General features: G+C 41.0%; 25 protein-coding genes and 1 tRNA gene. 13 read left to right on the forward strand and 13 right to left on the reverse strand.

Features of this window, described 5'->3' with window-relative positions; all coding sequences use genetic code 11:
* Positions 1-10: 10 nt before the first annotated feature.
* The 8 genes from J2746_RS06370 to J2746_RS06405 all read right to left on the reverse strand — a co-directional run bounded on the left by J2746_RS06370 (position 11) and on the right by J2746_RS06405 (position 10,004).
* A complete protein-coding gene (locus tag J2746_RS06370; protein ID WP_209617946.1) occupies positions 11-2,521 on the reverse strand; it encodes a VWA domain-containing protein in 2,511 nt (836 codons plus the stop codon).
* On the reverse strand, positions 2,521-4,392 hold the full coding sequence (locus J2746_RS06375) for a vWA domain-containing protein (protein ID WP_209617948.1): 1,872 nt from the start codon (positions 4,390-4,392) through the stop codon (positions 2,521-2,523). The genes J2746_RS06370 and J2746_RS06375 overlap by 1 nt, the downstream gene beginning before the upstream one ends.
* A complete protein-coding gene (locus J2746_RS06380; protein ID WP_209617951.1) occupies positions 4,392-5,276 on the reverse strand; it encodes a DUF58 domain-containing protein in 885 nt (294 codons plus the stop codon). Before J2746_RS06380 ends, J2746_RS06375 begins: the two co-directional genes overlap by 1 nt.
* A gap of 35 nt (positions 5,277-5,311) precedes the next feature.
* Positions 5,312-6,283 (reverse strand): AAA family ATPase, encoded by a 972-nt coding sequence (locus J2746_RS06385; RefSeq protein ID WP_209617953.1) that lies wholly within the window; start codon positions 6,281-6,283, stop codon positions 5,312-5,314.
* 79 nt (positions 6,284-6,362) lie between these two features.
* Entirely contained in the window at positions 6,363-7,337 is a 975-nt protein-coding gene (locus tag J2746_RS06390) for a DUF7502 family protein (protein ID WP_209617956.1), read from the reverse strand.
* The gene (gene pheA / locus J2746_RS06395; protein ID WP_209617959.1) at positions 7,324-8,199 is read right to left on the reverse strand and encodes a prephenate dehydratase; all 876 of its coding nucleotides are present in this window, start codon (positions 8,197-8,199) and stop codon (positions 7,324-7,326) included. Before pheA ends, J2746_RS06390 begins: the two co-directional genes overlap by 14 nt.
* Positions 8,200-8,238: 39 nt before the next feature.
* Positions 8,239-9,417, reverse strand: coding sequence for a mechanosensitive ion channel family protein (locus J2746_RS06400; protein ID WP_209617961.1), 1,179 nt, complete (start codon positions 9,415-9,417; stop codon positions 8,239-8,241).
* 125 nt (positions 9,418-9,542) lie between these two features.
* Positions 9,543-10,004, reverse strand: coding sequence for a nucleoside deaminase (locus J2746_RS06405; RefSeq protein WP_209617963.1), 462 nt, complete (start codon positions 10,002-10,004; stop codon positions 9,543-9,545).
* Between the two features lie 429 nt (positions 10,005-10,433).
* Between J2746_RS06405 and J2746_RS06410 the strand changes: the two genes are divergently transcribed.
* The 3 genes from J2746_RS06410 to J2746_RS06420 all read left to right on the forward strand — a co-directional run bounded on the left by J2746_RS06410 (position 10,434) and on the right by J2746_RS06420 (position 12,937).
* Positions 10,434-10,727, forward strand: coding sequence for a DUF4405 domain-containing protein (locus J2746_RS06410; protein WP_209617965.1), 294 nt, complete (start codon positions 10,434-10,436; stop codon positions 10,725-10,727).
* A gap of 145 nt (positions 10,728-10,872) precedes the next feature.
* Positions 10,873-12,393 carry an AMP phosphorylase gene (locus tag J2746_RS06415; protein WP_209617967.1) on the forward strand — a complete coding sequence of 507 codons (1,521 nt, stop codon included), beginning with the start codon at positions 10,873-10,875 and terminating at the stop codon, positions 12,391-12,393.
* Positions 12,394-12,403: 10 nt separating this feature from the next.
* Positions 12,404-12,937, forward strand: coding sequence for a tRNA (cytidine(56)-2'-O)-methyltransferase (locus tag J2746_RS06420; RefSeq protein ID WP_209617969.1), 534 nt, complete (start codon positions 12,404-12,406; stop codon positions 12,935-12,937).
* Between the two features lie 19 nt (positions 12,938-12,956).
* Here the strand turns inward: J2746_RS06420 and J2746_RS06425 are convergent, their stop codons facing one another.
* Together J2746_RS06425 and J2746_RS06430 are read right to left on the reverse strand one after the other, a co-directional pair.
* Positions 12,957-13,118: a hypothetical protein gene (locus J2746_RS06425; protein ID WP_209617971.1), complete on the reverse strand. Its 162-nt coding sequence runs from the start codon at positions 13,116-13,118 to the stop codon at positions 12,957-12,959.
* Between the two features lie 13 nt (positions 13,119-13,131).
* The gene (locus tag J2746_RS06430; RefSeq protein WP_209617973.1) at positions 13,132-13,872 is read right to left on the reverse strand and encodes a Nif3-like dinuclear metal center hexameric protein; all 741 of its coding nucleotides are present in this window, start codon (positions 13,870-13,872) and stop codon (positions 13,132-13,134) included.
* Between the two features lie 184 nt (positions 13,873-14,056).
* Here J2746_RS06430 and J2746_RS06435 point away from each other — a divergent pair, with 184 nt between their 5' ends.
* The 6 genes from J2746_RS06435 (at position 14,057) to engB (ending at position 19,953) form a co-directional block, all read left to right on the forward strand.
* A complete protein-coding gene (locus J2746_RS06435) occupies positions 14,057-14,800 on the forward strand; it encodes an RAD55 family ATPase (protein WP_209617975.1) in 744 nt (247 codons plus the stop codon).
* 12 nt (positions 14,801-14,812) lie between these two features.
* Positions 14,813-15,316: a hypothetical protein gene (locus J2746_RS06440; protein WP_209617978.1), complete on the forward strand. Its 504-nt coding sequence runs from the start codon at positions 14,813-14,815 to the stop codon at positions 15,314-15,316.
* 83 nt (positions 15,317-15,399) lie between these two features.
* Positions 15,400-16,947 (forward strand): BatD family protein, encoded by a 1,548-nt coding sequence (locus tag J2746_RS06445; RefSeq protein ID WP_209617981.1) that lies wholly within the window; start codon positions 15,400-15,402, stop codon positions 16,945-16,947.
* A 4-nt stretch (positions 16,948-16,951) separates the two neighbouring features.
* Positions 16,952-18,241 carry a hypothetical protein gene (locus J2746_RS06450; RefSeq protein WP_209617984.1) on the forward strand — a complete coding sequence of 430 codons (1,290 nt, stop codon included), beginning with the start codon at positions 16,952-16,954 and terminating at the stop codon, positions 18,239-18,241.
* 63 nt (positions 18,242-18,304) lie between these two features.
* Complete coding sequence (locus tag J2746_RS06455; RefSeq protein ID WP_209617986.1) at positions 18,305-19,312, forward strand: DHHA1 domain-containing protein; 1,008 nt, start codon at positions 18,305-18,307, stop codon at positions 19,310-19,312.
* 14 nt (positions 19,313-19,326) lie between these two features.
* Complete coding sequence (gene engB / locus J2746_RS06460; RefSeq protein WP_209617988.1) at positions 19,327-19,953, forward strand: GTP-binding protein EngB; 627 nt, start codon at positions 19,327-19,329, stop codon at positions 19,951-19,953.
* A 23-nt stretch (positions 19,954-19,976) separates the two neighbouring features.
* Here the strand turns inward: engB and J2746_RS06465 are convergent, their stop codons facing one another.
* The 3 genes from J2746_RS06465 to J2746_RS06475 are packed head-to-tail and all read right to left on the reverse strand — an operon-like array spanning position 19,977 to position 22,161.
* Positions 19,977-20,594, reverse strand: coding sequence for a TatD family nuclease-associated radical SAM protein (locus J2746_RS06465; protein WP_342451808.1), 618 nt, complete (start codon positions 20,592-20,594; stop codon positions 19,977-19,979).
* A 20-nt stretch (positions 20,595-20,614) separates the two neighbouring features.
* Positions 20,615-20,971 carry a gamma-glutamylcyclotransferase family protein gene (locus J2746_RS06470; RefSeq protein ID WP_209617991.1) on the reverse strand — a complete coding sequence of 119 codons (357 nt, stop codon included), beginning with the start codon at positions 20,969-20,971 and terminating at the stop codon, positions 20,615-20,617.
* Positions 20,971-22,161: a geranylgeranyl reductase family protein gene (locus J2746_RS06475; protein WP_209617995.1), complete on the reverse strand. Its 1,191-nt coding sequence runs from the start codon at positions 22,159-22,161 to the stop codon at positions 20,971-20,973. The genes J2746_RS06470 and J2746_RS06475 overlap by 1 nt, the downstream gene beginning before the upstream one ends.
* Positions 22,162-22,423: 262 nt before the next feature.
* Here J2746_RS06475 and J2746_RS06480 point away from each other — a divergent pair, with 262 nt between their 5' ends.
* From J2746_RS06480 to J2746_RS06495, 4 genes are all read left to right on the forward strand, one after another.
* On the forward strand, positions 22,424-23,164 hold the full coding sequence (locus J2746_RS06480) for a hypothetical protein (protein ID WP_209617998.1): 741 nt from the start codon (positions 22,424-22,426) through the stop codon (positions 23,162-23,164).
* Positions 23,165-23,333: 169 nt separating this feature from the next.
* Positions 23,334-24,086: an FKBP-type peptidyl-prolyl cis-trans isomerase gene (locus J2746_RS06485; protein ID WP_209618000.1), complete on the forward strand. Its 753-nt coding sequence runs from the start codon at positions 23,334-23,336 to the stop codon at positions 24,084-24,086.
* Between the two features lie 132 nt (positions 24,087-24,218).
* A tRNA-Ser gene (locus J2746_RS06490) sits at positions 24,219-24,304 on the forward strand.
* 207 nt (positions 24,305-24,511) lie between these two features.
* Entirely contained in the window at positions 24,512-25,201 is a 690-nt protein-coding gene (locus tag J2746_RS06495; protein WP_209618002.1) for a DUF1538 domain-containing protein, read from the forward strand.
* The last annotated feature ends 1 nt before the right edge of the window (position 25,202 follow it).

Genomic DNA, 25,202 nt, shown 5'->3' on the forward strand with positions numbered 1-25,202 from the left:
CAGCAGAAATTTAGCTTTTAAGTTTCATTTCTTTTTCCTGCTCTTTCATTTCCTTTATCTCTTTAAATCTTCTAACGGTCACTTCACCAAGGAATATAATAAGGGCAGCAAGCAGGAAGTAGATCTTCTGGCTGACACTGTCCTTTACCAGTTTTTCAGAATTCTCCTGCGCCTCCTGGAATATACCTGATCTTGCTTCAGTTACTGAAGTATATATGCTGCCACCATTTGCGGTGATAAGGCCGGGCATTCCTTCATTTATTCCCATATTTCTGTATTCAACTGCATAGTTCACTGCAACCGGATAACCTGAAAGATAGTGCATTCCTATAGGTTCAGGTTCGATAACAGCTTCGTAAACATTAGTTCCGGTCAGTGAAAGGTCCAGTTCATCACCGTCAAGTTTCAAGGTAGGGATGCCTTCATCGTACATGGTAAGTTCAATTGTCACTGGAGTGCCATACCATGTGTCAGGTGCATCAACAACAGCTCCACTTTCCTCAATTGGATTACCAATGACCCAGTTAACAGTTGAGGATATCAGTTTAGAATTGTTGCCGGAATACAGCTCCGTACCCCACATATTGTTACTTCCTAATCCGTTATCGGTAGTTATGGCGGCCACTCTTCCCAGTCCGTATCTCCATGTAGTGAGTATTGGTTTACCTGTGCTTGTTATAATGAGTCTGTCAGCCCCTGCTTTAGGTGTTACATCGTTATAACCTGTGACACTGCCTTCAATGTCAATATTCTTTGTGATGAAATGCCTGGAGTTAAGTTCTATAAGAGGGAATTCTCCCATATCTGTCTCTTCTTCAAAATCAGGTTCATCTTCATCAGCAGTTCCAAAATCAATATCTACACTGAAAGTTCCCTCTTCAGTTCGATAGTATCCATCGGTCTGACCAATTGCAGATATTAATAACTCGGCGTAATAATCTCCATTATCATCTTTTTGGAAACTTGCAGTTGAATATTTATGAACGAATATGAAATCCACTCCATTGTCATGCATTCTGGATGCAGTTCCCACACTGTTCTCATATATATCAGACCCAATACCTCCGTCTGAAATGATGACTACCAGGGATTTCCCTCCTTTCTGGTTCAGTTCTTCTTCAGCAAGTACAAGAGCCTCATCAAGACGTGATTTATCAGTAAGCTGTGGCATAAGCAATGAAACAGTATCCATTAAGTTTTCTCTGTCATTCTGGTTGGACAGAGTTATGAATCCTTTTGATGTATCATATACGCTATCGGTAAAAGTAACAACTGCCAGATCTGAATCTCTCAGGTCTTCATTGTCAATTATACTATTAGCCATTGAAAGTATCTCAGTTCTCTGTTCATCGATCTGTTTTCCTGTTGTGTTGATAGCAACATCAGAACCGCCAACACTACCTGAAAGATCCAGAACAAGCACAATGCTTCTCCCGCCTGTCCAGTCAGTTGGTTCAGAGCGTATAGGAAGTATCTCTTCAATGGATGAATTCAGATAGTCTCCGAAGTTGTATGAACTGTCCCCACCAACTACAACAATACCTTTTCCATCGTTGAGGAAGCTTTTCATCTCTTCCACTTCACTTTCGCTGAAAGTGTTTGCATGAGTATTATCGATAATTATTGCCTTGAGGCTATCAATATTGGCAAGTTCTCCGGTTCTTGAAACATCATAGAGGTTAAGTAAAATGTCTGCAAGAGGTGAATTTGTATCGAGTCCAATGGTCCTTATCTTTGGTTTTGGGATTGCATACACAGCTTTGTAGAATTCATTGTTTATAGGATCATAATCAAAGCTTAAAGGTGTTATCTCAGCTCTCAGTGTATGTGCTCCTAGAGTATTGAATTGAACCTGTGTTATTGGTATTGTCCTTGTACGTTCTGTCTGTGTAATGGTACGGCTACTGATGAGTGTGTCATCGCTGTACAATTCATAAGTGTACCTTATCTCCTGTTCCATTGCCTGTGTGACAACGATATTGAACTGGTTCTCATTGTTGCGTACAACTGTCTTGTCACCTTCAATTTGAACACTTATGTCGTTGTATTGTACTTCCGGCTGAACATAGTATACAGTAGTACCCATCTCCTTTGCAAACTGCAGGGCACTTTCCACATCTTCTCCTGTATTGCTGTTTCCGTCCGAAACCAACACTATCTGGTTATCGCCGGTTGAATACTGCACAATGGCATCACCAATTGCGGTACTGTCTCCGGTAAGACGGACCAGTGATGTCGGTGTCTTTGCAGTCAGGGCTTCATAAAGGTCAGATGCTGAACCGTTAGAGAATATTTCCATGCTTTCAGTTTCATCGGAGATTATCACAATATTCGGATTATCATCAGAAGTCACCCTTGCAACCAGTATGAAAGGTGATGCCAGGGCAGTGATCAGTAAAATAGCAACAATGATACGTGATATGATAAGCCCTTTTTTAGTTCCCTTTTTCAGAAGATAAAGTCCTGCAATAAGGACGGGTATTATCAGCCAGAACATTTCCGGGTTCTCAAAACTTACCATCAGAGCTCACCTCTCTTTCTTATTATAAGCAGCTCCAGTACAACCAGTGCAAACACGATGAGTATCATATAAGTATCAAGGTAATTCTTTGCGGTATACGAACTTGCACGTACAATACCAGGTTCGTCATCAGCCTGTGAACGATCGATAACATTATCACCCTCAAGTGTAGTATCAGATTCCTTGTCGTTGTAGATGTTCACAGCTATCTCTTTTCCGGCTACCTGGTAAACACCGACCTCATCGTAGAGTACGCGGCTTACTGTATCCGTTGTACTTGGGGTTTGAATTTCCTGCTCTTTTGCAAGTGCAGAAACAGTTCCTGTCTTGAGATTATAATCCTGCACACTTCCGGTACCTCCAAGCCATCCGGCAAGCTTTGACCAGAAGACAGGATATTCCGGCAGATTATGGAAGTTGTTCCATGCATCCTCGCCAGCAATGTCATTTATTCCCAAATAAACCGAGGTCCCGTCTCCAACAGGTCCATAGACCAGCATGGGTGTGTTATCTTCTGTTGCAACAAGTGTTGTAGATTCTATCCTTGGAGTCACATTAAGGAATCTGTACATTGCCACTTCATCATACTTGATGTCCTCACTGAGTCTTGTATCCTGAACGACTTCAAGGGTAACTCCATCAGTATCCTCTACTAATATCGGCTTTACAGGAAGAAGTTCAATAAGTTCTGTCTTTGCATTTTCAGAGGACAGAGATTCACCTGCAATAAATACAGCTTTTCCGCCGTTATTGAGATAACTGCTAAGAGATGATATTTCGTTGCTTGCCAGTGCTCTTTCCTTATTGGCGATCACCACGAAACTGTAATCTGTAAGGTCATCCGGTACGCCTTCAAGTTGTTTTACGTTAATTGTGGGTATAAGTGAAAGTGCAACTTTAGAAGGAAGTGTATCCTCATCGGTCACAAAGAGCAGTTGCCTGTCTGAGATTTTCGGAATTGAAATATAGGCAGTGTTGTCAGCCTCCAGACTGTCATCATCAAGAATCCTGACTTCTGTGATTCCGGTTCCAAGGTTTGTAAGACGAAGCTGCTTTGTTGATCTCGCAGGTATCGTGAGTGACGTGGAGCTTGTCTTCCCACTGTCCAGGTTTTCGATCTCAACATCCACTATCTGCCTGCTGCTCCTATAGTTCTTGATAACCCCGTTATAAGTGTAACTTCCATCTTCAACTTCAATGGTCCCTTGTATGATTCCTGTGTTATCGGCTTCCCTGCCAACAAGGAGGAACTGAACATTAAGTCCGTATGATTCTGCAAGCTTCATGGAATTAACCGGGTCGTCACCGTCCCAGCTTGCAAAATCAGAGACCACAACTATATTTCCACCCTGGTCCGTAAGTATTCTCATAGCTGCTGAAATAGAACTGGACAGGTCTGCAACCGTTGCTTTTGCTTCCATAGAGTCCAGTGCATCATAGGTTGCCTGTGAACCTGCTTCTTCAATAATCGTTACAGGCGTGCTCTCTGCAAGAATGACTGTGTTGGTTTTACTTACATAATCCTCTGCTTTTGATATTGCCTCACCGAACCGATTGTCAGTCTGCATACTTGCCGAACCGTCTATGATAATAACTGTATGGTCTCCACTGAGGGCTTCCTGACTCTCAAAATAAGGAGAGGCAGCAGCAAGTGCAAGGAGTATTAGTATAAATAACTGAATAAAGAACAATGGGTCCTTTACAAGTTTGGAAATGGATGTATAGAACCGTTTTTTCTCTTCCTTTATATCCATGAGGAACATCAGGGATGGAATCTGTACCTGAAGCGGTTTCGGTCTTAGCAGGTACAATAGTATAAGCGGAATAACACTTGCCAGTGCTCCCAATGCCAGCGGATTATCAAAAGGCATTACCATTTCCTCCGGCTGATAGTGTGGAAGAAAGCATCGAAGATAGGGATATCAGTGGTAAAAGTGTAGAATTCTGCACCGACTCTGCTGCACGTGTCTCCAATATGGTTCACATGGTCGGTGAGTTTCTTCTGGTATTCACTTTTAAGATCTTCGCTGATATAAGTGTCAAGTTTCTCTCCTGATTCAAGATCAATAAGTCTGCTGTGTCCGTGAATTTCAAGGGAGCTTTCGCTTCTGTCAAGCACCTGTACAAGTATCAGATCATGATCTGAAAAACGATAGATGGCTGAATCTATATCTTCAGGGTTCTGCAGGAAATCAGAGATAAGTATTACAAGTGAGCGTGAATGTATGGCTTTTCCATATTGTATAGTACATTCGTTGATATCGGTCCTGCCACCAATAGGGGTTGTTTCCAGCCTTTCGATAGTTCTTAACAGGTATTTCCTTCCCCTTCTGGGCTTTGAGAATTCCACATTCTCAGAAAAAGTTGATATGGCAAACTTATCGTTGTCCTTGGTTACAAGATATGCAAAGCCAGCGGCAAGCATAGTGGCATATTCAAATTTACTGGGCTCATCTCCTCCGGTATAATCCATACTCTTGCTGGAATCCAGCAAAATATGGGTGGTCAGGGATTTATCCTCCTCGAACTGCCTGATATAGAGTTTCTCAGACCTTGCATACGCTTTCCAGTCAATGGACTTTATCTCATCTCCATGGTAATACTCACGGTAGCCTACTGTGTCCAGACCTTTTCCACTGTGGATTGAACGCCTGCTACCTGCATATGCAGTTGATACTCTTTTTCTTACCATGAAGGTAAAGCGGTCAAGCTGCCTGAAGAACTCAACATCTATATTATGTCTCTTGTCGCTCATTGCAAGTGCCCTTGTAGGTTAACGGCAAAACTGCCTTACTTTATCTTCTCAAGTATGCTCTTGATAACCTGGTCGGTGCTCACACCCCTTCTTTCAGCTTCAAAGGTAAGCACAAGCCGGTGTCTGAGTATCGGATATGCCATAGCATCAATATCCTCTGCGCTTACATAATTGCGTCCCATAATAAGTGCCCTTGCCTTTGCAGCAAGAATAAGACCAATAGATGCTCTTGGTGATGCACCGTATTCGATAAACTCACTGCTGATACGTGTGAACATAACGATCTTGATTGCCCTGTTCCTGATATCATCTGCAACAGGCACGTCTCTTGTGAGTCTTTGAAGGTCCAAGAGTGTGTTCTTGTTCACAACCTTATTGACGCTTGGGGATATGGATTTTGTATAGCGGTTCACGATCTCGATCTCGTCTTCGTAGCTCGGGTAATCCACAAGGATCTTGAGCAGGAACCTGTCAAGCTGAGCTTCAGGAAGCGGGAATGTTCCTTCCATTTCTATCGGGTTCTGGGTTGCCAGTATAAAAAAAGGCTGCTCAAGTATGTAAGTATCATTTCCCACAGTGATCTGTTTTTCCTGCATTGCTTCCAGCAGGGAAGATTGTGTCTTTGGTGACGCACGGTTTATTTCATCAGCAAGCACAATGTTTGCAAAAATCGGTCCGGGTTCGAACTTGAATTCCTTGTGTCCGCCGGTTTCCTCAATGATCTGGGTTCCTGTGATGTCTGCAGGCATAAGATCAGGTGTACACTGTATCCTGCTGAAATTCAGGTCCATTGCCTGAGATATAGTAGAAATTGTAAGGGTTTTTCCAAGACCGGGGTTACTCTCTATAAGTGCATGTCCGTTACAGAGAATTGCGACCACGATCTGTTCCACTGTATCTTTCTGGCCTACAACTACTTTTCCTATCTCATTGAAAAGGCTTGCGAACATATCGCCAGCCATTTTGTATGTTTGCGACAGGTCCCTTGAGTTCATCTCACTAGCCATCTGTTATCTCCTTTGTCTTTGTCCTGTGAATTTAATGATATATTAATGGAATTTAAGTAAAATTTTCAATGTGAATAGATTATGCTTCAGCCATTGTCTCAAAGTATTCCTTGATGATAGTCTCATAGCCTTCAGGCAGTTCCTCATTATAGGTCTGGGATGAAATTATACTTCTCTCATAAGGTGATGACTGATCAAAGTCAGTATCTGATTCTTCTGATTCATCTCCTTCTGCAAAACCAAGTCCTGAACCTGCAGGTAATGTGAGATCAACCTCTTTTCCATCTTCAACAATTAATGCAGTTTCTCCTGTAAGGTTCTCTGTGCCTGATCCGGCATCATCTTCATTTCCTTCGTCATCGAAAACAAAGACATCGTCACCTGCCCCACCATCCCCATTTCCTATTCCTGGTATGTCATCTACCAGATCGCCCAGTTCTCCCTGATTGAAAAAAGTGGTGCGTACATCATGGTCAACAACATAGACTGTTGCTGTACTGGATATCAGAATTAGTACAATTCCAATGACAAGTTTACTTTTTATAAGCAGGGCTGATGATGCTATAAGTGCGATCTTTGAAGAAACCGAATTGACAAGATCTTTAACAATCAGGTTATCCTCGTGGGCATTATCATATGCAGTACTAAGTCTTTCCTGCAATTGCGGATTCTTTTTCTCAATAAGGGGAATAGCCTTTGTTCTATCATCTCTGCGATGACGCAGTAGTGTTATTATGAATGAGAAGAAAGCTGCTATTAAAGACAATGCAACAGTTTCAAATGCAATGCTTGTTCCAAGAATATCATAAGATGTTCCGGCTCTGACTTCAAAGTTACTTAGATATGGAAATATCTGATCAACGCGGAAATAGAATAAAAGTAAATACACAATAATAGCAGTTCCGAGAAAATCCAGAACTTTGTATAACCTGCGATATCTCTTCAGTGCAGATTCCTGTTTTTTAACAAAACTCCTGATGTCCATACCCATAATTGCACCGCTTTTCCTGAAAGGTAATTCCCAATGACCTGTATCATCTCTAATTGGATTCACAACTGGAATCGAATCCAGGATACGAACCAAGCATTTTCAGCATGCCTACGCTTGACCCTATGTTATATATTGCATCTTTTATAATATCATCGCTTATGTTACCTTCAAGGTCAATGTAGAAAACATAATCTCCCAATACTTTCTTTGATGGTCTTGATTCGATTCTTGTAAGGTTGATATTGTTTTCTGCAAATTCTCCGAGTATTGAATAAAGTGCACCAGGACGGTCACGGTCAAGATAAACTATCAGTGATGTTTTGTAAGGACTGCATGTATCTTCCTGTCTCAGGGATTTGATTATGCTTTCTGTAGTCTTAGAACCTGTGATAACAACAAAACGTGTATGATTATGTTTTCTGTCCTGAATATCAGGCATGAGAATATCCAGATTGTAGACATTTGCAGTCTCCGGGGAAGCTATTGCAGCCATCTCCTCGAATTCCGTTGCAAGCTTTGCAGCATGGGATGTGCTTCCTGTGGTTCTCAGCTCTGCAAGCGGGAAAGTCTTTTTCAGGAAGTTACGGCATTGTCCAAGACCCTGTGGATGTGAGAGTATCACTTTGATCTCTTCTTTCTTTCCTCTTGAAAGAAGGCAATGCTCTATTGTTACGATTGTCTCACCGATGATGTTTACATCTTTTTCCAGAAGCAAGTCTAAAGTAACACCTACAGACCCTTCGATCGAATTTTCCAGAGGCACTACACCAATATCACATTCTTTGTTTTCCAGCAGGGTAAAAACATCCTGGATGTCAGAGCAATGTTTTAGCTTATTATCGTCTTCCAGTACATTTCTGGCAATCCACTGCTTTGCAGCCTTTTCTGAATATGAGCCTTTAAGCCCGAGTACACCAATTCTCATTCTGTTCCTCAATGACTGTAATCTAAGAAAATCTTTTCATCATTCTTGTTCAAGGGCTTTAAATATTTTCTTCTCCAGGTCCTCATGCCTGTTGTCAAGAAGCGTTATATCCTTCTCAGCAGTGACAAGTTTTTCTATATATTCATCATCTTTGTCGTCCGGCAGGGAGGTTATGTCAGGCAGGTCTTTAAGTGCCTGTATTTCCGGGCTGATGTCTTCTTCGATCCTGGCAAGCATGCCTATCTGCTCTTTTAGTTCATCCCTCTTCTCCTCATCAGGAATATCTTTTATCTTATCTTCCATGTCCTTTCTGCGGACAGAAAGCTTATCAGCTATTGTATATATCCTGTCAAGCATCTGGGCCATTATGGCTTTATCAAATATTATATCTTCAGTTCTGACTTCAGGTTCTTTTTCTTTTGAAGCTTTCCTGTTATCTTCTTTTGGCGGCATGCACACATAATCTTCGCTGAACACTCTCTGGTTCATATATGTGGGTGAGACAATCTCTATGTCTGAGTTATGGAGATTATCGATTACGTTCTTCTTAAAATCGGATCTTGTAGTTATGATCCTGTCAATATCCTTCAGAAGCCCTCCGACTTTGTAGCTTATTGAAAAATCTCCCAGTTTTTCAATATGCACAAAAGGAGTTTCAAGTCCTGTTATCTCAGCAGCCTGAAGAAGACTTTTCTCGATATCTTTTCTGGGTATATTGTATCCCAGTGAAACGCTTGTAGTAACAATAGTGCCTGATGACCTTATGGTTTTCAGGGGTTTTGAGACAAGAGCCAGATTAGGAATTGTTATGAGGTCACGGTCAATAGACTGGACCTGGGTGTGCAGGAAGTAGATCTCTGTGATTCTGCCAAAGGTTCCGTCGATTTTGATAAAATCTCCTACCCTGAAAGGATTAATCAGACGAAGCATTATGCCTGCCATTGCATTTGATACAAATGTGGTGGAGGAGAAAGTGATTATGGCACCAATAACGATACTTACGAATGTCAGGACAATGTTCTTTTCTTCAACATCGATTGGTAATGTGAATATGGTAAGTAAGAGTCCGGTTACCAGTATTAATACATAGATGATCTGCTGAATTATCCTTTCCCTGGAAAAGAGGTTCTTTTTATGAAACAGGAAATTAAAGATAAGTATCAATGAGAGGGTTACCAGTAATGAGATAATTGCCGGTGTTAATTGATTAATATCCACGTTTCCCCTCTGTGTATGATTTTAGCAAACTTGCATTTGGCGTATTTTGGTAATTATTTTATTATCTTCAATTCATACTATATATAATGTAGATGAAATTAAGATGTTCCTAAGAGTGATGTGGGTTAATACATTTTTTTATCGCTCTTTTCGTCCCATTCCCTGAGAAGTTCAAGACACTCCTTTCTGTCAATATTCAGCATCTCCAGTGCATTCTCATCCTCTTCTCTGATAAATTTGTAGAAAAGGCTGTCATCAAAACCTATTGCAGCAACATCTTCTTTGTTCGTTCCAAAATACACCTTTTTTATTCGTGCCCAGTAGATGGCTGCAAGACACATGGGGCATGGCTGGGAACTTGTATATATCTCACAATCGGAAAGGTCGAAGTTCTCCAGAACCTCAGATGCCTGACGGATTGCCAGAACTTCAGCATGTGCTGTGGGATCATTGGTAATTAATACCTTATTGTGAGCTCTGGACACTACTTTTCCATCTTTGACTATAATTGCGCCGAAAGGGCCGCCATGGTTATCTTTCATCCCCTCACGTGCTTCATCTATTGCAGCTTGCATGAAATTGCTCATGGGACACTATAATTTTTTATTGGTTTTAAATTAACTGGTAGATTCTCTTTTTTTGAGTACAATTTTCAAAATAAAACTTTATGGGCTATCTGTTAGTGGAAAAGTCATTTAATATAGCTTTAAATGATTTTCAAAACTTTATTTTCTTTTAAATCAAAATTAAAGCTTTATTCCATCTTTTTAGTTGTAAGTATGTTTATATTTGAATTTGCGAATCCAGGAATTGTAAGATCACATGTTAACGTACTACCAACAACCATCATCACCAACCACCAATGTACCACCATACATATCGTACACCATCATAACATGTGGTCTTTTTTCCAATCACAATTTCATATCGTACACAGTAACTATCCACAATAAAAACAACAGAAAACAAAGAGAACAATAAGAACAAAAAGATTGAGCATACAAAAGGAGCGAAAAATGAAGAGAAATACGCTGAATTATATGGTGGACATCCCACTATTAGTACAGTCATTTATAGTAAGCGTTACAGGAGTTGTCCTTATGTTTGGAAACCATGGAACAAGTTTTCTGGGATTTAACAGCAGAGAATTACTCCATATGCATGAGCTGATAGGACTCCTGATGGTTGCATTCTCAGTTATACATCTGGTATTACACTGGAAATGGATGGCCTGCACAACAAAGAATTTAGTGACCGGAAAGAGCGTTCTTACTTCAAAGTGCGAAGCAGCGTATCCTGTTGAAGATTAAATCCATTTAACATTTCAATATGGAATATCTGGTATTGTCTTTATTTTCATCATTTCCCAGATATTCTGGCCTTATTTTTTCCGGCTAACCATAAAGCTATTTATTCCTTCGGGTATTTCCCTGTTATATTATAAAAGGTGAAATAATGCAGCTAAAAGTTCAGCCTATTGATATCAAGGTCGGCAAATATAAGGTAGTACTGAATACCATCGATGCCAAGGAAATGGGAGTAAATGAAGGCGATAGGGTAAGGATCAAGGATCATAAGGTCCTGACAGCTATTGTTGATTTCACAGAGGATATGATAGCTCCCGGAATGATTGGGCTGTATCATGAAGTTCATGAACAACTTCAGAAAGAATGGACAGAAACCGTTGACGTTGAACCTGCTGAGAAACCTAAATCTGCACGTATTATCAGAAAGGTTATGGACGGCAAAAGTCTGGATAGGGACGAGATATACGAACTTGTAAAGGATATCGTAGAAGAAAATCTGAATGATATTGAACTGGCTGCTTTCCTCACTGCTACTTACATTAAAGACATGACCGAGGACGAAACTGAATGGCTCACCAAGGCTATGATCGATACAGGTGAACGCATAGAGTTCGCCACAACACCTATCATGGACAAACACTCAATTGGCGGAGTCCCGGGAAACAAGATATCTCTTCTGATAGTTCCTATTGTTGCAGCCAATGGTTTACTTATTCCTAAGACAAGTTCCCGTGCAATAACAGGGGCAGGCGGGACAGCAGATCTCATGGAAATTCTGGCTCCGGTAGAATTCACCGCACAGCAGATTAAGGAAATGACCGAAAAGGTCGGCGGTGTGATCGTCTGGGGTGGTGCAACTAACATCGCACCTGCGGATGACAAACTTATCAGGATCGAGTATCCGCTTTCAATTGATCCGCACTGTCAGCTTCTGGCTTCGATCATGGCAAAAAAAGGTGCAGTCGGTGCCCAGAAGGTTGTTATGGACATTCCTACCGGCGCTGGTACAAAAATACCTGATGTAAAGACCGGAAGAAAGCTTGCAAGGGATCTTATCAATCTTGGGGATCGCCTTGGAATGGATGTTGATTGTGCACTGACATACGGTGCTTCCCCTGTAGGAAGAACAATTGGTCCTGCACTTGAGGTTATTGAGGCACTGAAAGTTCTTGAAACAATGGAAGGTCCGAACAGTCTTATTGAAAAGAGTGCAGTGCTTGCAGGTATGCTCCTTGAGATGGGTGGAGTTGCTGCAAAGGGTCAGGGTCACAGTCTTGCTATAGAAACCTTGAAGAATGGTAAGGCATTTGCTAAACTAAAAGAGATCATCGAGATACAGGGTGGAGACCCTACTGTAACTTACAGGGACATTAAGGTGGGTCAGTATACAGCAGAACTAAAAGCTCCTACAAATGGTTATGTCCTTGAATTCCACAACAAGCGCATTGTACAGATCGCAAGGCTTGCAGGTGCTCCCAATGACAAGGGAGCAGGTGTAAGGATACACAAGAAGCGCGGTGAGGCAGTTGAAGCAGGTCAGCCTGTACTTACTATCTACGCTGAAAAGGAAGATAAACTTGCAGATGCCATCAAAAACGCAAGGGAAGACCTTCCAATTGTTGTAGAAGGAATGCTTCTTGAGAAAGTTGCTGATATAACAGAACTCTGAAACGATAAACATGCCTGATAAAATAGTAATATTAAGGCTTGGACACCGTCCGCAGCGGGATAAGAGGATTACCACCCATGTTGGTCTTACAGCACGTGCCTTCGGTGCCGAGGGTATGCTTCTGGCATCAGATGATAAAAAGCTTTCAGGCAACATTGCTGATGTTTGCAACCGTTTTGGCGGTGATTTCTATGTTAAGAATGATGTTAGCTGGAAAGCTGAGATCAGAAAATGGAAGGAAGAAGGTGGAAAAGTATGTCATCTGTCAATGTACGGAATCAACCTTCCTGATGCAGTTCCTGAAATTAAAGAATGCAAAAAGCTCATGATCGTAGTAGGTGCTGAAAAGGTTCCCTTTGAGATATATGAGATGGCGGACTGGAATGTTGCAGTTGGCAACCAACCTCATTCGGAAGTTGCTGCTGTGGCAGTAACTTTAGATCGTATAGCAGGAACCGATCCCCTGAGAATGGATTTTGAAGGTGGGGAATTGACAATAGTTCCTGAGAAATGCGGAAAAAAAGTGATAGACAGAAGAGAATAAGAATATTTAGGAATGTTATCTATTCTTTTTTTACGGAAGGTCCTTTGTATATTCTTCTTCTTTCGTAATTTCCGTATCCGCGGTGCTTTGGTTCCCGTCTTTTTTTTATGTTTTGCTCAAAGAGCTCATCCAGTTCATCTTCATCGATCTCATCAGCATTTCTATTTTCTTTTTCCGGCATGCTATCACGGAGATTAAATAGTTTTTATCAGTGGATCATGGTCAATGAATTCCACATCAATTCCAAGTCTTTCAGCAAGCACCGGGCAAAGATCCTGCATTCCCGGATTTTCGGTGGCATAATGTGTTGCATCCACAAGCAGCATGTCACTGTAAGATCGGATAATGTCATGTTTCAATTCTGATGATACATAGGCATCAGCGCCATAGTTTCTGGCTGTGTCGATGTACTCTGACCTGAAACCGCTTCCTCCGAATACCATTACTTTTCTTATCTCATCTACATTCCCTGCAAACTGAATGTGTGTTCCAAGACTTTTTGAAACATGGTTTACAAAAGTCTCTACTGAACACGGACTTATACTCCCAATACGACCAATTGGAATTTCCTTTATATCTGAAAGACCCAGTCTGTTTGCAAGTGCATCGTTGATGCCGCCTTTTGCTTTATCAAAATTAGTGTGCATTGAGTACAGTGAAATTTCATTATCCAGTGCAATCTTCAGGCTGTCTGCAAGTTCTTTACTAATGCAGTGAACAGCATGGAATATCAGTGTATGATGCGTAACAAGCAAGTCCGCCTCAATCATGGCAGCTCTGTTAAGTACATATTCTGTGGGGTCAAGTGCCACAGCAATTTTCTGAACATCATTTTCAAGGTTTAAATTAAGACCCACTCTTCCAATATCGAAATCTTCGGCCAGTTCAGGTGGAGCGATATCTTCCAGAACACTGATTACGTCTGTTAGTTGCATAAAAGAATGATTGATTCTAATTGACTTTAAACTATCGCAAATTAATAATCAAATGTTGCACAAAATTATATGTTTACTATTATTTTATAGATGTGAATACAATCGAAGCATTCAAATAGATGCACAGTATAATTATAAATACGCATTATATATAGATCAATTAGTGGTTATTCGAGGATAGTTCATGAGAATAAAGACAGGAATAGAAGGTTTTGACGAGCTGGTGCAGGGAGGTCTGCTTTCAGATCGTGTTTATCTTGTGAGTGGTCCACCTGGCAGTGGCAAAACGACTTTTTGTGTGCAGTATCTGGCGCATGGCGCAGCTCTCGGTGAAACCGGACTTTATGTAACCTTACTTGAAAGTCCGCAAAATATCATCGATGACATGTCCAATTACTCCATGAACGTGCTCACTCTTATCAAGATGAAAAAACTGCTTTTTGCAGATCTCGGACCGAGGATGGAATACGGTTTTATGGATGAAATGAGCGAGTACATAACTCCGGAATATGAGGTCTCAGCATCAGCAGGAGAACATGAGGCTCCATCGCCTGCAATAGTTTTCAAGGAGATTGCAGCTTACGTTTCAGAGTATGATGTAAAGAGGCTTGTGATAGATTCCGTCTCAGCAATAAGGTTCACTACAAGGGATCTTTCGTTGCAGGAAAAAGAAATGAGTCGCTTCATACGGAATCTTAAGAAACTTGGCTGCACAACCATACTTATATCCGAGATGACCGATCCAAGTGCTTATTCCACAGAACAGTTCGCTGCACATGGAGTAGTATTCATGCATAATTTCCTTTATGATAAAACAATGACCCGTGCATTGCAGATCATCAAAATGCGTGGTACAAAACATGATTGTAACATGCGGGCAGTAAATTTCGGTGACAAGGGACTTGTGATCAATGGTCTTCTTGAATGATGGTGTATCCAGATGGTAAGATTCTTTTCCAAAAAGGAAGAAAAAACCCAGCTTACTGATGCTGAGGTTAATGAACTTTCAAAAAATGCCTATGATCTTGGCTTTGAAGTAGGTTATCATAAGCATTCGGAGCTTGGCTGGGTTAGCGAACGTTATTCCATGCTTGAAGATCTTGCCAGAGCTGCTGGATTTCCCACATTGGTCAAGGAAAAATATACGTTGGGCAAGGACGAAGGTCACAAAGCCAAGGAACGGGATATGCATGCCGGTCTCTCTAAAAAAGAATCTGAAAAAGATCGTCAGGAATCAAAGGTAGCATATGATACAAATGTATTGCATCCTAATAACGGGCATATTGATTCTGGATACGGAAGTTCACTTGTAAAGGATAAATCCATTGCAGGAATGATCTTGCAGCCGTCTCTTATGAACATGCCTGAATCTACTTCCAGAACAAAGGTTATTGACAGACCATCACAGCTCAGGGGATTTAAACCTTTATATCCGAAAATATAGCCTAAAAAAAACAAAAAGGGATTTTTATGATTCGCAAACTACTTTTCTGTCTGCTATTCATTATTTTATTGAGTTCACCTGTAATGGCATATACACTTGATGACATAGAGTGGACTGACAGCGCTTCCAAGAGTGGTACTCTGAAATGGGGAGGCACTCTTAAATTAGATGATTATACAATAAAAGTTGAAGACTTCAATGAAGATGGTTTTGTTAGTATAGGCATCTATCGTGACGGTGAGCTCCAAAAGAAATCTCCTGCACGTGCCGGTGAAGGTTTTGAGTTCCGTGATACAGAATACGGTGATGATCTTCGTATCTATGTTAAGAAAGTAACTCTGAATCTCGATGAATGGACAGGAAATATGGACAATCCGACCGCTGCCATTGAGGTTTATGAAAGAGGAATTCCTGAAATGGGAATTACTATCAAGACTGAAGATGATGAATATGATCCGCGTACTGTGGCTTACCAGTCAATTGTTGCAACCATAGATATAGACAATGAAGGTGATGCAGAAGCAGAAGACCTTACTGTGGAAGTTGATACCGATGGCATGGAGCTTATTGATGGTAAGGACTCATATCATTTTACATCCATTGAAGAGGATGAAGTGCTTGATCAAATAGAGATCGAACTTGAGATTCCTGAATACTGGGATGAGACTGATGTTGATATTACAGTAACTACGAGATCAGAGGATATCAATGGTGAGATCCATGAAGATAGTGAAAAGAAGACAATTACCATTAAACCAGTGGTAGAGCTAATTGTCTCTAAAACAGTAACTGAAGAGATCTACATGGATGAAACTGCGCATGTTTCAGTGAGTGTCTGGAATAATGGTATATATGGCCTGAGTTCTGTGACTCTGGAAAACCCGCAGACCAGTGATCTTGAAATTCAGGATAATGTTGAGAATGAAGTAACCCTGTCTATTGGTTCTAAAGAAACACAGGCAAAGATTATGGAATATACTTTAAAACCAACAAAGACCGGGACCTATAACATTCCTGTTGCAACTGCTACTTTCACTGATCCGGAAGGAAAAACCCATACCTTTAAGTCTGACAAATCAAAAATTAAAATCGATGGTCCGGATATTGTTCTTACTAAAACTGTAAGTCCGGAGTCAGTAAACCCCGATGATGAAGCTACTGTTAAGGTTACTGTGAAAAATCAGGGAACCAAGGATGCCAGTGTAACCACAACAGAAACAATGCCTGAGGCTGCAAGCTATGTAAGCGGTGATCTGAGTTTCCATGATGTTGCAGTACACGGAAAAAGTTATACTTATTCATATAAAATCAAAGTTGAAAGTACAGAGGATCTTAGAGTTCCTGAAACAACTGCTACATTCATTGATTTTGAAGAATACAAGGGTGAAAGAATCTCTAATAGTCCTGTAATCACAGTTATCGATCCTTCAGAAGAAACTACAGAAAGTTCTTCCTCTTCTTCTTCAAGTTCTTCGTCGTCAAATGCTCAGCAAAGCAGTTCAGTTAGCAACAGTGAAGACTACATTTATCAGGAAGATGATACCAGAGTTCAACCTGGATTTGAAGCCAGCTTTATGATACTTGCCCTGTTTGCAGTTTACCTTGTATCAAAACGTAGAGAAAGGTCATAATTATATGAAACAGCAATTGTTCCTTTTAATAGGACTGACTGTGCTGTTATTCTCTCTCTGTATTGTTGCAAGTGCACAGTCAGATGATGTTGAATGGCTGGAGGCTGAAGAGTATACACTATATTGGGGAGATGAGGTCAATCACAGTGGCTATCTGATCAAAGCAGAGGATTTTTCATCTGCCGGACCGAGTGATGATGAAAATGACTATGTAATGCTTACTATAACAAGTATGTATGACGATTCATGGGGAGCTATACTGAGTAACAATACAGGAGGTCTTTCCAATAACACTGCTTTTGATGACAGGCTTAATATTACTGCTCTTGAAATCGTAACTGGCAATGATATTGCTTCACCTTATACTGTTCTTAGTGTGGCAATTTCTAATTCTACCGAATCTATCCCTAAAACAATAACAAGAATGGACGCTACATTTGAATTTGATGAAGATTTCAGCGATGAGGTTTACATGGGGGAAAGGGCTTATTATAGTCTTGAAATGAGATATCTGATGGGAGATTCTCCGGGATCTTTAATGATTGAAACAGAGATGCCGGATGGAATTGTTTTTGATCCGGATTCTGATGGTGTCTGGAATTATTCTTTTAAGCCAAATAATATAAGGACTCTGGAGTACTCGGTTAAAGCTTTAAAACCAGGCACTTATGAGATTAATGGAACTCAGATTGAAATGAACCTGGGAGAGAAGACTTATTCTAAAGAAATGAATTCTTCAACTCTTGTTGTTCATGGTCCTTATATAGTAGTTACTAAGACACTAAGTTCGGATAATGTCAGCTTGAATAATAATGTAAATATATCTGTTGAAGTGGTAAACGAAGGTGACAGAGCAGCTTATGTGAGTCTTTCCGATCAACCCCCTATAGGTGGAAAAGTAATTTCCGGTGTAATGGGTGGCAGTCTTGTTTTACATCCGGATAATACATTTTTGGTCGAATATTCTGTGCGTATGGATAAAGTAGGTGACATAGTCATTCCTTCAGCAACGGCCAAATTTGTCGATTCGAATGAGTATTCGGGAACTGCATATTCAAAAAGATCCATTCTTCAGGTTATTGATCCTGATGTTGTCGTGGCTTCCAGTTCCGGAAATAAAGAGATAACTGACGAAACTCATATTGAAGAAACAGTTCAAAGCGATGCAAGCCCGGAACAAAGTTCTCAGAATTTCGCTGAAACTGAAGAGGACCATGGCAAATTACAGGTCCTGTATGATATTCTGGATAGGATAACTGAATTCCTGAATAATACCAAAGAAAAAATACTATGATGTCATTCTCTTTTTGAGAATAGTCCAATGAGATTTTTCTATTATTAAACCAGGAATGTTTCCATGACAAAATCCAGAAAACATGAGGACAAATCGACCCTTATCCTGACTCACGGGGATTCGGACGGAGTATGTGCAGGAGCCATTGCAAAAAGTGCTTATCCTGAGGCTGATGTATACTTTACGTCTCCAGTAGGGGTCATTGATGACCTGAACATTGCAGATGGTTACAGGAATGTGATCATAAGTGATATTGCTATTGATGAAAAGCACTGCATGGATCTGTTTAAAAGACTTGATGAGATTGCATCAGTTGCTGATCTGACATACATTGATCATCATCCTTTGCCGGACAGGTGTGTTACTGCAAACTGGTTACATCACGATCGGGGTATCTGTGCATCAGAGCTCACATACAAGGTACTTGAGGATAGATTAAGCAGAGATATGCGCAGAGTAGCGATATATGGCGCAATTGGTGATTATTATGACAGCAGTCCGTCTGTGAAGGAATGGCTTCGTGACTGGGATAAGAGAAGTTTATTTTTCCAGGCAGGTACACTTATTCAGGCCCTTATCTATTCAGGAAGGAACTATGATTTTAAAAGAAAGCTCATTGTGCCTTTGTCCCATGATAAGATTCCTACAGAGATACCCAATGTGCTCAAGTATGCAAAAGAAGGTGCTTCTCTTGAAGAAAAACTCCGGATACACGTAAAACATGAAGTTAAAGCTCTTAATAATCTGGCTTATGTGGTGGATCCCAATGGTTATATGTCAAAATCTGCAATATATGCTGCTTCATACGGGCAGCGGGATGTGGGCATATCTGCCGAGTTCAGGCACAAGAGAAATGCTTATGATATGAGTCTGCGTTCCAGAAATTCTGAATCTGTAGACCTGAACCTCTTATTGCGCAGAATAGCTCCTTTGTTTGGTGGAAGTGGTGGCGGACATGCTGCTGCAGCCGGTGCGAGAATTCCGAAAGATTCATTTAATGCGTTCCTCAGAGAGCTCGATAAGGCTATAGGGGTTCAGAAACACAGGGTTGCAAAATTTAACGAGATATAAAAACGGCGATATAAATGGCAAAAAAGAATGATGACCTTGAGGGTATTAATTTTGAGATACTTTTTTCCGGAAGATCCAATGTAGGAAAGTCCTCCATCATAAAACAGCTTACAGGAAAGAATGTTAAAGTTGGAAAGCGTCCTGGTGTGACACTTAAGCCCACTCATATAAGATATTCCGATCTGCTTCTTACCGATCTGCCTGGATTTGGTTTCATGAGCGGTGTGAAGGATCGCAAGCAGGATATTGTGAAAGATCAGATCGTGCGATACATCGAGAAAAATACTGACAGGGTCAATATTGCTGTTCTTGTCATTGATGGAGCTTCTTTTATTGATATCATACAGCGCTGGGAAGATCGTGGCGAAATCCCAATAGATATTGAGATGTTTGAGCTTTTCCAGGAACTGGGTTTTGATATAATTCTGGCCGTGAACAAAACTGATAAGATCAAGAATAAAGAGATAGATGCGACCCTGGATTATATATGTGATAAGCTGAACATGCTGCCACCATGGAAACAGTGGATCGATACTGTTGCTCCGATAAGTGCAAAGAAAGGTGACCTGAAAGCTCTGAAATCACTTATCAGGCAGAGGTTACATAATGAAAAGAGGGATGATCTGTTCAAGTATTTCTGAACAGACTCGCTTATTTTGTGAATTTATCTTACCTTGAATGTGGCACCGATGTCAGTTGCTATTTTTTTACACCTGTCGATGTCAATTCCTTCCTGACCAACAACTGTCATACGGGTCTTAATTCCTGTTTTTACTGCTTCTTTTGCAAAATCAAGGACTGCCTTGTATGCTCCTTCATACCTGGGTTTGCAAAGTTTGTTATATTTTTCTTCAGATTCTGCATTCAGACTAACTGAAACAGAATCAAGCCCGGATGCCTTCAACTTCTCTACGACATTCATTTCGGGATTCATGAGTGCAGCGTGTCCATTTGTATCAAGTCTGACGTGGACCCCTTTTTTGTGGAGCCATTCGGTTATATGGAGTACAATATCAAAACGGCATGTTGGTTCTCCAAAACCTGTGAAAACAATTTCTTTGAACTTGCTGAGCTCATATTTTTCGAGATCAGAGATTATTTCTTCCTCAGTAGGTTCTCTGGACAGACGAAGGTTGTAACCGTAAACCCCGTCACATCCTTCACGGATGCAGAATGTACAGCTTGCGCTACATTGATTGGTTATATTCAGATAGAGGTTTCCAAAAGCTTCGTAACTGATAGTTCCTCCGAACATGGGGATATCATTGCTATTTTCTTTCAATATCTTCCCTCAGCCTCTTGTTATTTAGCCCAGTGTCCTTCTGTGATTATTTGATAATTTAGGGGTGGAATTTTCTTGAGGAAATACATCAATGCTGAAAGTCCGTTCTTAAGTCGGATCTTTTCCCTGTAATACCAGTCGCCTTCATAATAATCCAGTTCTTTAAGGGTCTGCTCACTGATATCATACACTTCCCCCATAATAGCAGACACTGGCATTTGAGATATATCTTCGGGTTTGAGAACTCCCGGGAATGCTCCAAGGTCTATCATCACATAATTCCCTGCGGTTTGTGTCGAGCACACAAAACTTGAACCTTTCAGAAGTTTATGGTTAGGGTCACCTTTTTTGAGGGTTCCATAGACGAAAATATACATTAACTGAGTCCCACATTCAGTTTCATTAATGTCTTTTTGACCGGATCAGGTAGCTGACCGCACTGTATGGCTTTCATTTGATCTGGTGTTATCATTTTAATTGCTGTGCTCATAAGCCTGTCGGAGAGCATGAGCCTGTCCATGAGTTTACGCACATAGACTGCGGTCTTGATTTCAAGTCCCATCTGTTGTCTCCATCTAGTTTCATATTCCTGAAGTCTGCATTTGCCTTTGAGGAATTCTGCTGCAGTTTCTCCTGCAAGTTTTCCTCCGACCATTGCAGTGGATATTCCTCCACCGTTGGTTGCTATGATATGACCTGCCGCATCACCTGCTATCAGTGTATTGTTTGAAGCGGTTACTTTAGGTGCTCCTCCTACCGGAACAAGTCCTGCGACAACAGAGGTTATGGATGCGCCTTCCAGTTTTTTGCTGGCTATCGGATGCTTGTACATAAAACGCTCAAGATAGTCTCTGGCGCATAGGTGCTCTTCAAAAAGAGCTTCACGGATGCCAACACCAATGTTTGCGGTGTCATCACCCTGTGAGATGATCCATGCGTATCCACCGGGAACATAGTCCTTTCCGAAATACATTTCAACTGCTTCCCTGTCTATGTCAACACCGCTGAGTTCATATTCAAAAGCAGTTCCGGTTCCCATGGGGTCAGGGTCGCGGATCATGTTTGAAGCCTTTGCTACTATGGAATTAGGTCCATCTGCACCGATTATGACCTTGCCTTCAACTTCGAATTCACCGAAGGCGCCATCCATGAAGAGTTTTGTTTCGTTCACTTCGGTGACGTTTGTTCCCACTAATAATTCAGCACCTGCTTTTGCTGCATGTTTTGCCAGGTGTTTGTCAAAGCGTCTTCTGTCAATCGCATCTGCATCAACATCGAAACCTTTTGACAGACCGTTTGGAGCTATAAAACGCTGGTATGAGGCTGTGGCATGTATGCAAGATGAAGGTATTTCCTCAAGGGTCACTGGTAGTTCTGCATTTGGTACAAGTTCCTGCAATACGGGGTAGTGTGGAAGGAATCCTCCGCACTGGAGAGGTACTCCTATATCCTTTTTCTTTTCAATAAGGAGTACAGACATGTCATTTCCAGCAGCGTACATTGCTGCGGTGGAACCGGCGGGACCAGCTCCGACTACAATGATATCATATGAATCTTCAGGTGTCATGATTGTTTTAAGGATTTGTTGATTATTTTTTGGATTTTTGCCAGATCAACAGATTAAAAAGTGATCCTGTCCGTAATTTCTTTTAGCTTTGGCTCAATATGCTTATCACAAACCACATTCTATTAAATATATCTAACTATTACTGGTAAACTGATAATTTTGATCGACTACTGACAATAACTGGCAGTTAATCATACGATTGCTTTATTAGTGTCCGGTCAATGTTTCAATCAATGTTTATTGCGTTTGAATGGTGAACGATATGGTACGCGAGCACAGGAACAATGTATGGGTAGTACGTACGGGTTATTGCGGTATGCAGGAAAAGTCCTGCATAGAAAGGGATTTCATTTCATTTGACCTGAACCTGCATATTATGGACTTGTTCGGCAGTGAATTGATGGATATCAAACACCGTTCACCTAATTATAAGAAATATATGCATTTTGGGGATAAGTATAGAGATTTTGATCAGAAGTTCAGACAGGAGTTTGAGGATGCCATCAAGAATGTTGATTATTCCAAAGAGCGTCCTGAAGTTGTGAAAAAGATGAAGCGCCTTAACACAAAACTCCAGAAGTTTGATGATGAGGTCAAACAATTCGATGCAACTATGCACGAGTTTGATGAGTTTGAGCGTGTGGAGCAGATGAAAAAAGCTTTGCTTGCAAGGCTGAGCACTCCATCGGTAGATTTGCTTGAAGTATGGGCAAAGGATGTGCTGCATTTTGTTAATGATATCAGGATATTTGATCTAATCGTTATTCCTCTGATGTGTGAGAAAGAAGTAGCAATTGGCAGGGTGCGGGACAATTACAAGTATCGTGAGGGTAAGGGTGTTCTGAGCCACAGCAGAAAGGTTGACTGGCACGATACCAGGGTTCCTTTTGATAACATGTTCTATGGTTTTGAAGATATCCTGGAGCTTCCGTCTTCAATTACACTCCTTCATGGGTCAGACAGGGAGTTTGTTCTTGGTATAGTGGTGGATGATACTTTCTGATCATCCTTTGACCATTTTTATTTTGTGATTGTGTTTTTTCTTTTCCTCGTTTTTTTTGCTGGCAAAAGATTCTTAAAGACCTATGAGTATAGCGTGCAGGTAATTCAATTCATGGATTTAATCAGTAAATCAGACTATTAATCAAATAATTTATATTGAGTTGATCGATTTGGCAATTGAGAAAGGCGATTTCATAAAAATAAACTATACTGGCAGGTTCAATGAAGGACAGATCTTTGACACCACAGACGAACAGCTTGCAAAAGACAACGGCATCTACAATCCACGTGGTGTTTACGGCGGAGATGTTGTGATCGTTGGCTCAGGCCACACAATCAAGGGTCTGGATGAGGATTTTATTGGTAAGGATGTAGGATACTCCGGTAAGATCACAATTGCACCTGAGATGGCATTCGGTCCGCACAATCCTTCTCTTGTTGAGACAGTTTCAGTTACAAAGATCAAGGACCAGCTCGGTGACCAGAGACCATACCCTGGAATGCCTATTGAGCTCAATGGAAAGCGTGGCGTAATTGCACAGGTCATTGGTCGCAGAGTACGTATTGACCTTAACCATGCTCTTGCAGGTAAGGAAGTTGAGTACGAGTACACCATCGAAGAGAAGATCGAGGATAAGGTTGCCAAGGCACAGGGTCTGCTTTCACTCTACACCGGAATGCCAGAGATCGAGGTTGAGGTTACAGATGACCTTATCAGGATCTACACTCCAATCGAGCTTGGCTTTAACCAGAGATGGCTTGTCTCCAAGATGACCATTGCAAATGAGCTTATCGACAAACTCGATATTCCAAATCTGGAATTTGTCGAGAAGCATCCGTATGTCCCTGAAACAGCCGAGGAAACCCCTGAGGCAACTGAAGCTCCTGCAGAGGACGAAGAAGCTGAAGCTACAGAGGAATAATTTTCCTCTTGACTTTTTACTTTATATAACATCTAAAATTTATCTTACAGCAATAATTGACAATTACTGTCAATATCGTTTTTGTATCAAAACGCTTATATGTCTGGTCGCTATTAAGATACCATCCGACATGCTGAGGTAGCCAAGTGGACTACGGCGCCGGTCTTGAAAACCGGTAGTGCTAACGCGCTACGAGAGTTCGAATCTCTCCCTCAGCGTCTTTTTTCAGTATGAATACTTTACTTATCTACATTTTTCCTTATATAAGTTGAAAAGTGGATTATAACACCTGTATGCATATATTTTTATGGACAGTATGAGATATAATATATTGGATATTGTCCAGTTTATTGTAAACAAGGTAAACTTTAGAATTAGGATTATCATGTCTGTGAACGTTAAAAGGGATAGAAGAGGATAATATCATGATAGATGATTTTAAAGAGACATTCAAGGAGGTCTTCATGGCTGTGTTGCCTCTTAGCGTGGCAGTTCTTATTTTAATCCTTGTAATAGATATGAGTTCAGATATACTCCTTTCGTTCATTACAGGAGCATTTCTGGTAATTGCAGGAATGGTGCTTTTCCTTATGGGTGTAAAGATGGGAATGCTTCCAATAGGTGAATCTATTGGCGCCGAACTGCCAAAGCATAATTCGCTGATATTTATAGTAGTCGTTGCATTTGTTCTCTCTTTCATGGCAACAATTGCAGAGCCTGATGTAAGGGTACTGAGCACCATGATCAATTCTGTGTCAGATGATGGTATTTCTCGTAATGTATTGATACTTTCCATTGCTTGCGGCGTGGGTTTCTTTGTATCAGTCTCAATGCTAAGGATAATATATAGTGTGCAAATAAAATATCTCCTGACCGCTGGGTACCTGATTGTTATAATGCTATCCTTTTTGACAAAACCTGAGTACATTGCCATCGCCTATGATGCAGGAGGAGTGACAACAGGGCCCATGACAGTTCCGATTATACTTGCATTAGGCATAGGTACTGTGTCTGTATTGGGTGAAAGATCAGAGCTTTCTGATGGTTTCGGGCTCATCGGCCTGGCTTCAATTGGACCGATAATCAGTGTAATGCTCATGGGGGTATTTACCTGAG

It is taken from the genome of Methanolobus bombayensis (genome assembly GCF_017873415.1).
In the GTDB taxonomy this organism is placed as follows: domain Archaea; phylum Halobacteriota; class Methanosarcinia; order Methanosarcinales; family Methanosarcinaceae; genus Methanolobus; species Methanolobus bombayensis.